This window comes from Amycolatopsis sp. NPDC021455, assembly GCF_040640995.1.
Classification (GTDB): domain Bacteria; phylum Actinomycetota; class Actinomycetes; order Mycobacteriales; family Pseudonocardiaceae; genus Amycolatopsis.
In genome coordinates, this window is record NZ_JBFACT010000142.1 from 1 (window position 1) to 7055 (window position 7055).

The window sequence follows — 7055 nt, forward strand, 5'->3', positions numbered from 1 at the left end:
GAGGGCTTCGAGCGCGGCGCCGTCCTTGACCACCACGCCGGCCTTCGACGCCCGGGACATACCCCCGGTCACCGCGATCGGGACGGCCAGCAGCAATGGGCACGGCGTCGCTGTCACCAGGACCGCGACCGCACGATCCGCCTTCCCGGTCAGCAGCCAGGCGAGCGCGGCGATCAGCAGGGACGCCGGCAGGAACCAGACCGCGACGCGGTCGGCGATCCGGGCGACGCGCGCGGTACGGGCGGCCGCCTGCTCGGCAAGCCGCACGACCCCGGCGTAGGCACTGTCGGCCGCAGCCGCGCTCGCCCGGACATCGACCGCGGCGCCGCCGTTCACCACTCCACTGTGGACGGTGTCGCCCGCGGGCCGGGACACCGGGAGCGGCTCGCCGGTCAGCGCCGACTCGTCGAACGTCCCGCCGCCGGGCAGCACGCCGTCCACCGGCACGACCTCACCCGGCAGGACCACGATCAGGTCGCCGGGCACCACGGTATCGACCGGGACGGTTTCGTGGCCGGTCGCGGTGCGCAGGTGCGCCACCCGCGGCGCCCGGTCGAGCAACGCGGTCAGGTTCCGGCTCGCCCGGCGCTGCGCGCCCGCTTCGAGGAGGCGTCCGGTGGCGACCATCGCCGCGACGATCGCACCCGCGAGATACTCCCCCACCGCGACGGTGGCCACCAGCGCGAGCACGGCGAGCAGATCGGCACCCCAGCGCCGCGCGCGCAGGTCGGCCGCGACCCACACCACGGCCGGAACCAGGGTGACCACGTCGGCGGCCGCCCAGACGACGTCCGCGGCTTTCGGCGTGCCCGCCCACCACGCGATGCCGCCGGCCGCGACGAGCAGGACGACCACGGCCAAGAGGCCCGCCTCCCGCAGCCGCGTCCGGTCGGCCGGAGTCCGCTGCATGGTCCTTCCTCCCGCCGTCGGCCGCGGCGCCCAGCTTCGGTCGCGGCCCCGGTGGCGGGAAAGGGCCGAACGTCCTCGACGAGGTGACCTCCGCCATGCCCTTCGACTCTGGGGCCCGGATGCCGCCGCGGCGAGCATGGGCGCAAGCCGATCCGAGGAGGAGCGATGGACTCGACGACGCCGGACACCCACACCGTGCGAGCGGCCGTCGCGCTCGCGGTGAGGGCCCCTTCCGTGCACAACTCGCAGCCGTGGCAGTGGCATTGGGGCGGCCGCACGGTCGAGCTGCGCGCCGACGCGTGCCGCCGCCTGCGCCACACCGATCCCGACGGCCGCGACCTGCTCGTCAGCTGTGGTTGCGCACTGCACCACTTCACGGTCGCCGCGGCGGCGATGGGGTGGGCGGCGCGGATCAGCAGGTTCCCCGAGCCCGGTCTCCTGGCGAGGATCGACCTGGTGCCCCACGACACGCGCGACGCCGACATCGCCCTCGCCGCGGCCATTCCCCGGCGCCGCTCGGACCGGCGCCCGTTCGACGACCGGCCGCTGCCGGCACGCGACGAGGTGGTCCTGCGGAAGAGCGCGTCCGACCAAGGCGCGGAGCTGCGCGTCGTGACGGAGGCACCCCACCGCTCGGCACTCACTTCCGCGGCCGCGGAAGCCGCCGGCCTGCACCGGGCCGACCCGGACTACGAGATCGAGCTGGCGGCGTGGAGCGGCCGCGACCACGCCCCGGACGGCGTGCCCGCCCGGAACGCGGTAGTGGCGCTCGCACCCCGCCCCGGCCTCCGGATCCGCGAGTTCGCCGGCGCCCGGCTCCCCGACACGGCGGGCCCCGACGGCGCGGTCCTCACCATCCTCGCCGCGCGAGGCGATACGCCGCTGGACCGCCTCCGCGCCGGTGAAGCCGCCAGCGCCGTGCTGCTCACCGCGACCCGGCTGAACCTGGCCTCGTGCGTGTACAGCGAACCGTTCGAGCTCACGAGCACGCGCAACCTGGTCCGCGACTGCGTCCTCGGTGGACGGCTCGAGCCGCAGCTGGTCGTGCGTGTCGGCTACCCGCCGAAGGACAGGCCTCCGCTTCCGGCGACATCGCGACGGCCGATCGGCGAAGTCCTGCGGCCGCTCCCCCGCCCTCGGGGCGTCGGCCTGCCGATCCCGGAGCGGCTGCGCGGCCGCTGACCGCTCCGCCGTTTGCCGGAATACCCGCTGTGGCCGGGTTTTCCGCGCTTGTGCCCCGCCCGGCCGGGGTGCAAGACTGCCGCGTCCGGCACACCGGCTGCTCCCGGAGGGTTCATGCGGAGAACCGCGGCGATCTTGTCCACGGTGGTGGCACTGGCCACCGCCTTCGCCGGCACGGCAAGCGCCGTGTCCACTTACCGGTGGCAGAACCAGCGCAGCTTCTCGTGTCTCGACCAGGACTACTCCGGGGGCACCGCACACTCCACAGTGCTGGCTTGGACCTGCAACAGTGCGGCGGAAAACCAGAAGTGGGAGTGGGAAATCCTCTCCGACGGGACGAACCGGTTCCGGAACGCCCGCAGCGGCATGTGCCTCGACCAGGACTACTCCGGCGGCGTCCCGCACTCCACGATCCTGGCCTGGCCCTGCAGCGCCACGGACAACCAGCACTGGCGGCTGACCAGAGTCGCCGACGGCGACTTCGTTTTCCAGAACGTCCGCAGTGGATCGTGTCTCGACCAGGACTACTCCGGCGGTGTCCCGCACTCCACGGTCCTGGCGTGGCCGTGCAGCTCGGTCGAGAACCAGCACTGGGACTACCCCTGACACCGCCCTCCGGCTGGGAAAGCACGGCTCAAGCCACGTCGTTCCACACGTAGCCGAGGCGATTGCGAACCTCGACCACACCGTCCCACAGGTGCGGGAGACGCCGCGGAAACCGTGGTCATGGCGGGAACTCCCTGCCGCTCAGGCGGTTTCGGCGCGGACGACCATCACCGGACAGGCCGCGTGGTGCAGCAACGCCTGGCTCGTCGAGCCCAGCACCAGCCCGCTGAAGCCACCCCGGCCGCGGCTGCCGACGACGACGAGCTGGGCGCCTTGGCTCGCGGAAAGCAGCCGGTGGCGCGGCTTGTCGTGCTCGACGCGGCGCTCGACCGGGACGTCCGGGTACTTCTCCTGCCACCCGGCCAGCCGCTGCGCGAGCAACCGGCGGCCGGAGTCGCGCAGGGATTCGCCCTGGAACGCGACATTGCCGTCGCTGAACAGGCCGGCGGTGTCGCCGTCGTGCCAGGTGTACAGCGCCACGAGCGGGGCGTTGCGGAGCGAGGCTTCCTCGAACGCCCACGCGATCGCCGCTTCGCTCAGCGGGCTGCCGTCGACACCCACGACCACCGGGCCGTCGACGCTCTCGCGCCCGCGCACCACGACCACCGGGCAGTGCGCCTTAGCGGCGAGATCCACGTCGGGGGAACCGCTGAACAGCCCGGCGATCGGGCCGACGGGCTCACCGGTGACCAGCAGCCGGGCCCGATCCGACACCTCCAGCAGCGCCGGGACCGGCCCACGGTCACTGTCCTCGGTGGCGATCGCCAGCCCGGGGACCGCGGCTTCGAGCGTCGCCCGCGTCCGGCGCAGCAGCTCGCCGGCTTCGGCTTCCTTGATCGCCAGCCAGTCCGACGGCGGGTACAGCTTGCCGCCGAAGGCCGGGTCTTCGATGCCGTAGGCGGTGAAGACGAGCAGCGAAGCGTGCCGCCGGGCCGCTTCCCCGGCCGCCCACAACGCGGCCGCGGCGGCCGTTTCCGAGCCGTCCACCGCCACCACGATCGGCGCGTTTCCGGTTGCGCTCATGACGTTTCCCTCCGGGGTTCCAGGTCGTGAACCCGACGGTAGGGCCGGCGCCGTCGCCGTCGCTGCGGTCGTTCGTCCCCGCACCGAGTGACCTTCGGCCGCTCCGCGCTCCCGGCCCGCCCGGCATCGTGGGACTCGAGGAGGTATCCGTGATGCCACGAGAACGGCGAGACGTCGTGGCGGCGCCGGCCGCGGCCGGGCAGCCGTGACCGTCCGGCTGCTGCCGGGCTCAGCCGGCCCGGAGCACCGCCGCGCCGTTCACGCGGTCCGCGGCGAGGTCCGCCAGCGCCTGGTCCGCGCCGGCCAGCGCGTAGGGCACGGTGCTGACGCTGAGGTGATGCGTTCCGGCGAAGTGCAGGAACTCCCGCGCACCGGCCCGCGTGTTCGCCGTGACACTGCGCACCTGCCGCTCCTGGAACAGGTGCTGCTGGTAGTTCAGCGGCGGCACGTCGGACAGGTGGATGCCCGCGATGGCCAGCGTCCCGCCGCGGTCCAGGGCGGCCAGCGCGGGCGGCACCAGTTCGCCCACGGGCGCGAAGAGGATCGCCGAGTCCAGGGGTTCGGGCGGTGGGTCGGCGGCTTCCCCGGCTGACGCCGCCCCCAGCTCCAGCGCGAGCTCGCGGGCTTCGGCGCTGCGCGTCATGACGTGCACTGTGGCGCCGCGGGCGATCGCCACCTGGGCGGTCAGGTGGGCGCTCCCGCCGAAGCCGTAGATGCCGAGCCTGCCGTTCTCCGGCACCTCGGCCCGCACGAGGGCGTGGTAGCCGATCAGCCCCGCGCACAGCAGCGGCGCGAGCTCGTCGTCGGAGTAGCCGGCGGGCAACGGCAGCGCGTAAGCCGCCGGCACCACCGCGAACTCCGCGTAGCCGCCGTCGGCGTCCCAGCCGGTGTAGCGCGATCCCGGACACAGGTTTTCCCGGCCCCGCAGGCAGTACCGGCAGGTCCCGCACGTCTCGCGCAGCCACGCGATCCCCACCCGGTCGCCCACGCCGAACCCGGTGACGGCGTCGCCGAGCCCGACGACCTCGCCGACGACCTCGTGCCCCGGTGTCACCCCCGGCCGGTGCACCGGCAGGTCGCCCTCCGCGACGTGCAGGTCGGTCCGGCACACGCCGCACACCAGCACCCGCACCAGCAGCTCGCCGGCGGCGGGCCGCGGCACCGGCACCCGGGACCGTTCGAGCGGGCCAGAAGGCATGGGGCCGGGCCTGGTGACACGCCAGGCGGCCATGGTCGTCGGCAGGGTCATCGGAACTCCTCGCTTTCGGGTGCGCCCGGGCCAGGATGCGCCGCCGGCCGCGGCGGCGCCACGGGCCGGGGTCCTCCCGGTCCGGGACGTCCGGCCCTGCCCTCCCGCCGGGTCGTGGCCGGAAGTCCCCGCCCCGGAGGACTTCCGGCCACGGCGGCCGGGCCCGCCGCCGCCCTACCGTCGGGGCAGGACCGCCATACCGGGAGCCACCGATGAACACGCCGAAACCACCGATCGTCGCCGGAGCCGACGGGTCCGGCGAGGCGCTCGACGCCGTCCGCTGGGCCGGCCGCGCCGCCCGGCTCCACGACCTCCCGCTGGAGATCGTGCACGCGCTCGACTTCTCGGCGTTGCTCGCCGGCGGCGTCGTCCCGCCGCCGGAAGAGATGAAAGACGTCCTCCGCGCGCACGGGCAGCGCTACCTGCGGGCGGCGCGGGAGATCGCCGAAGCGCAGGGCGCGCCGGCCGTGACCACGCGGCTGCATCCCGACCGGGCCGCCCAGGCCCTCATCGAGGCGTCGCGGACGGCGGCGCTGGTCGTGGTCGGCTCGGGTGGCCGCGGCCGGCTCACCGGCCTCCTCGCCGGCTCGGTCGCCTCGGCCGTCGGCGCGCACGCGGCCTCCGACGTCGTGGTGGTCCGCGGCGACTCCTGGGACGAACCCGGCGTGGAAGACCGGCCGGTCGTCGCCGGCATCGACGGCAGCGAACCGAGCCGCCGGATCCTCACCACGGCCGTCGCCGAGGCGACAGCACGAAAAGCCCGCCTGGTCGTGGTGCACGCGTCGGCGGACGATCCGCCGCGCCCGGAAGCAGAACCGCACCTGGACCCGCGGACCTTCACCGACGCCGGCGAGCGGCTGCTCGGCGACCTCACCGGCGAACACGACGCCGGCGGCATCCGCATCGAACGGGTCGTCGTCCGCGGCCACCCGCGCCGCGAACTGATCGAACGCAGCTCGGCCGCGCAGCTCGTCGTGCTCGGCGACCGCGGCCGCGGCGGCTTCCCCGGCCTGCTGCTGGGCTCCACCGGCCAGGCGTTGCTGCACAACGCCGCGTGCCCGGTGTACCTCGTGCGCACCACCTCCGCACCGCGGATGCAACCCGGCACCTGAGCAGTTCCGTCCCGGAAGCATGCGCAAGCTGTCAGCCGTTCTCGTTCTGGTCCTGGGTGCGACCGCGTGCGGCCACACCGCACCGGGGTCCGGGAGCACGGAGGCACTGTGCTCCCCGTCGTACGCGCCTCGGGAACTCGTCGACCGCGGCCCGCTTTACACGCCCCCGGGACGCACCTCCGGCGAGACCCGCACCACCGACGTGGCCGCGATCAAGAAGATCGCCGCCGCCGCGTGCGCCCTGCCCACCCCACCGGACGACATCGCCTGCACCCTCGAACTGGGACCGAGCTTCGAACTGCGGTTCCTCGACACCCAGGGCCGGACCACGACCCTCACCGCGGAAAGCTACGGCTGCCAGTTCGTCGAAGGACTCGGCTCCCGCCGATTCAACGCGAAGCCCCTCTGGGAAGCCCTGACCGCGGCCGGTCTCCCCGCGCCGCGCCCCCGCTGAGCCTCAGCCAGAGCAGCTTGTCCGCCTCCACCACCGCGAACGCCACCGCCGCGGCACCGAACACCCACAGCCAGGACACCGCACCGACGGGCGCGGTGTGGAACCACGTGTTCATCACCGGCAGGTACGTCAGCGAAACCTGCAGCCCGGCCGTCAACCCCAGGCCCAGCGCGAACATCCGGCTGTGTCCCGGCCACGCGCGCAGCACGGGGTGGTCGAGCGAGCGGCAGCTGAGCAGGTAAGCCGCCTGGACGCCGACGAACACGTTGATCGCGGTCGTCCGCGCTTCCGCCACGGAAGCCCCCGACAGGAGCTGCAGGCGATACGCGCCGAAGGCCGCCACGACGAGCAGGAGCGAGACGAGCACCACCCGGCGCAGCAGCGACCCGGTGAACAACGGCCGTTTCGGCGGGCGCGGCGGGCGCCGCATGATGCCGGGCTCGGTCGGTTCGAACGCCATCGTCAGGCCCAGGAACACCGCCGTGGTCATGTTGATCCACAGGATCTGCACCGGCACGAT

8 protein-coding genes are annotated in these 7055 nt (G+C 74.1%); 4 read left to right on the plus strand and 4 right to left on the minus strand.

Going from position 1 to position 7055, the window contains the following annotated elements; translation table 11 throughout:
- The coding region (locus AB0G28_RS48855; protein ID WP_361106415.1) for an HAD-IC family P-type ATPase at nucleotides 1–909 on the minus strand (909 nt) is incomplete at its 3' end.
- Between the two features lie 165 nt (nucleotides 910–1074).
- Here AB0G28_RS48855 and AB0G28_RS48860 point away from each other — a divergent pair.
- Together AB0G28_RS48860 and AB0G28_RS48865 are read left to right on the plus strand one after the other, a co-directional pair.
- Nucleotides 1075–2091 (plus strand): hypothetical protein, encoded by a 1017-nt coding sequence (locus AB0G28_RS48860; RefSeq protein WP_361106418.1) that lies wholly within the window; start codon nucleotides 1075–1077, stop codon nucleotides 2089–2091.
- Between the two features lie 114 nt (nucleotides 2092–2205).
- Nucleotides 2206–2697 carry an RICIN domain-containing protein gene (locus AB0G28_RS48865; protein ID WP_361106421.1) on the plus strand — a complete coding sequence of 164 codons (492 nt, stop codon included), beginning with the start codon at nucleotides 2206–2208 and terminating at the stop codon, nucleotides 2695–2697.
- Nucleotides 2698–2838: 141 nt separating this feature from the next.
- Here the strand turns inward: AB0G28_RS48865 and AB0G28_RS48870 are convergent, their stop codons facing one another.
- Together AB0G28_RS48870 and AB0G28_RS48875 are read right to left on the minus strand one after the other, a co-directional pair.
- Nucleotides 2839–3720 carry a universal stress protein gene (locus tag AB0G28_RS48870; protein WP_361106424.1) on the minus strand — a complete coding sequence of 294 codons (882 nt, stop codon included), beginning with the start codon at nucleotides 3718–3720 and terminating at the stop codon, nucleotides 2839–2841.
- A gap of 229 nt (nucleotides 3721–3949) precedes the next feature.
- A complete protein-coding gene (locus tag AB0G28_RS48875; protein WP_361106431.1) occupies nucleotides 3950–4951 on the minus strand; it encodes a zinc-binding alcohol dehydrogenase family protein in 1002 nt (333 codons plus the stop codon).
- A 230-nt stretch (nucleotides 4952–5181) separates the two neighbouring features.
- On the opposite strand from AB0G28_RS48875, the gene AB0G28_RS48880 reads away from it, so the two are divergent.
- Both AB0G28_RS48880 and AB0G28_RS48885 read left to right on the plus strand, forming a co-directional pair.
- Nucleotides 5182–6081 (plus strand): universal stress protein, encoded by a 900-nt coding sequence (locus tag AB0G28_RS48880; RefSeq protein WP_361106426.1) that lies wholly within the window; start codon nucleotides 5182–5184, stop codon nucleotides 6079–6081.
- Nucleotides 6082–6100: 19 nt separating this feature from the next.
- Nucleotides 6101–6535, plus strand: a complete 435-nt coding sequence (locus tag AB0G28_RS48885) for a hypothetical protein (RefSeq protein ID WP_361106427.1) — start codon at nucleotides 6101–6103, stop codon at nucleotides 6533–6535.
- Here AB0G28_RS48885 and AB0G28_RS48890 read toward each other — a convergent pair.
- Nucleotides 6471–7055, minus strand: a 585-nt coding sequence (locus tag AB0G28_RS48890; RefSeq protein ID WP_361106429.1) for a cation transporting ATPase C-terminal domain-containing protein, incomplete at its 5' end; no start/stop codon positions are given. The two genes, AB0G28_RS48885 and AB0G28_RS48890, sit on opposite strands and share 65 nt — an antisense overlap.

What these genes read in the sequence shown, in the direction of transcription:
- AB0G28_RS48860 (WP_361106418.1), top strand. Translation starts at nt 1,075, where the DNA reads ATGGACTCGACGACGCCGGACACCCACACCGTGCGAGCGGCCGTCGCG.
- AB0G28_RS48865 (WP_361106421.1), top strand. Translation starts at nt 2,206, where the DNA reads ATGCGGAGAACCGCGGCGATCTTGTCCACGGTGGTGGCACTGGCCACC.
- AB0G28_RS48870 (WP_361106424.1), bottom strand. Translation starts at nt 3,720, where the DNA reads ATGAGCGCAACCGGAAACGCGCCGATCGTGGTGGCGGTGGACGGCTCG.
- AB0G28_RS48875 (WP_361106431.1), bottom strand. Translation starts at nt 4,951, where the DNA reads ATGGCCGCCTGGCGTGTCACCAGGCCCGGCCCCATGCCTTCTGGCCCG.
- AB0G28_RS48880 (WP_361106426.1), top strand. Translation starts at nt 5,182, where the DNA reads ATGAACACGCCGAAACCACCGATCGTCGCCGGAGCCGACGGGTCCGGC.
- AB0G28_RS48885 (WP_361106427.1), top strand. Translation starts at nt 6,101, where the DNA reads ATGCGCAAGCTGTCAGCCGTTCTCGTTCTGGTCCTGGGTGCGACCGCG.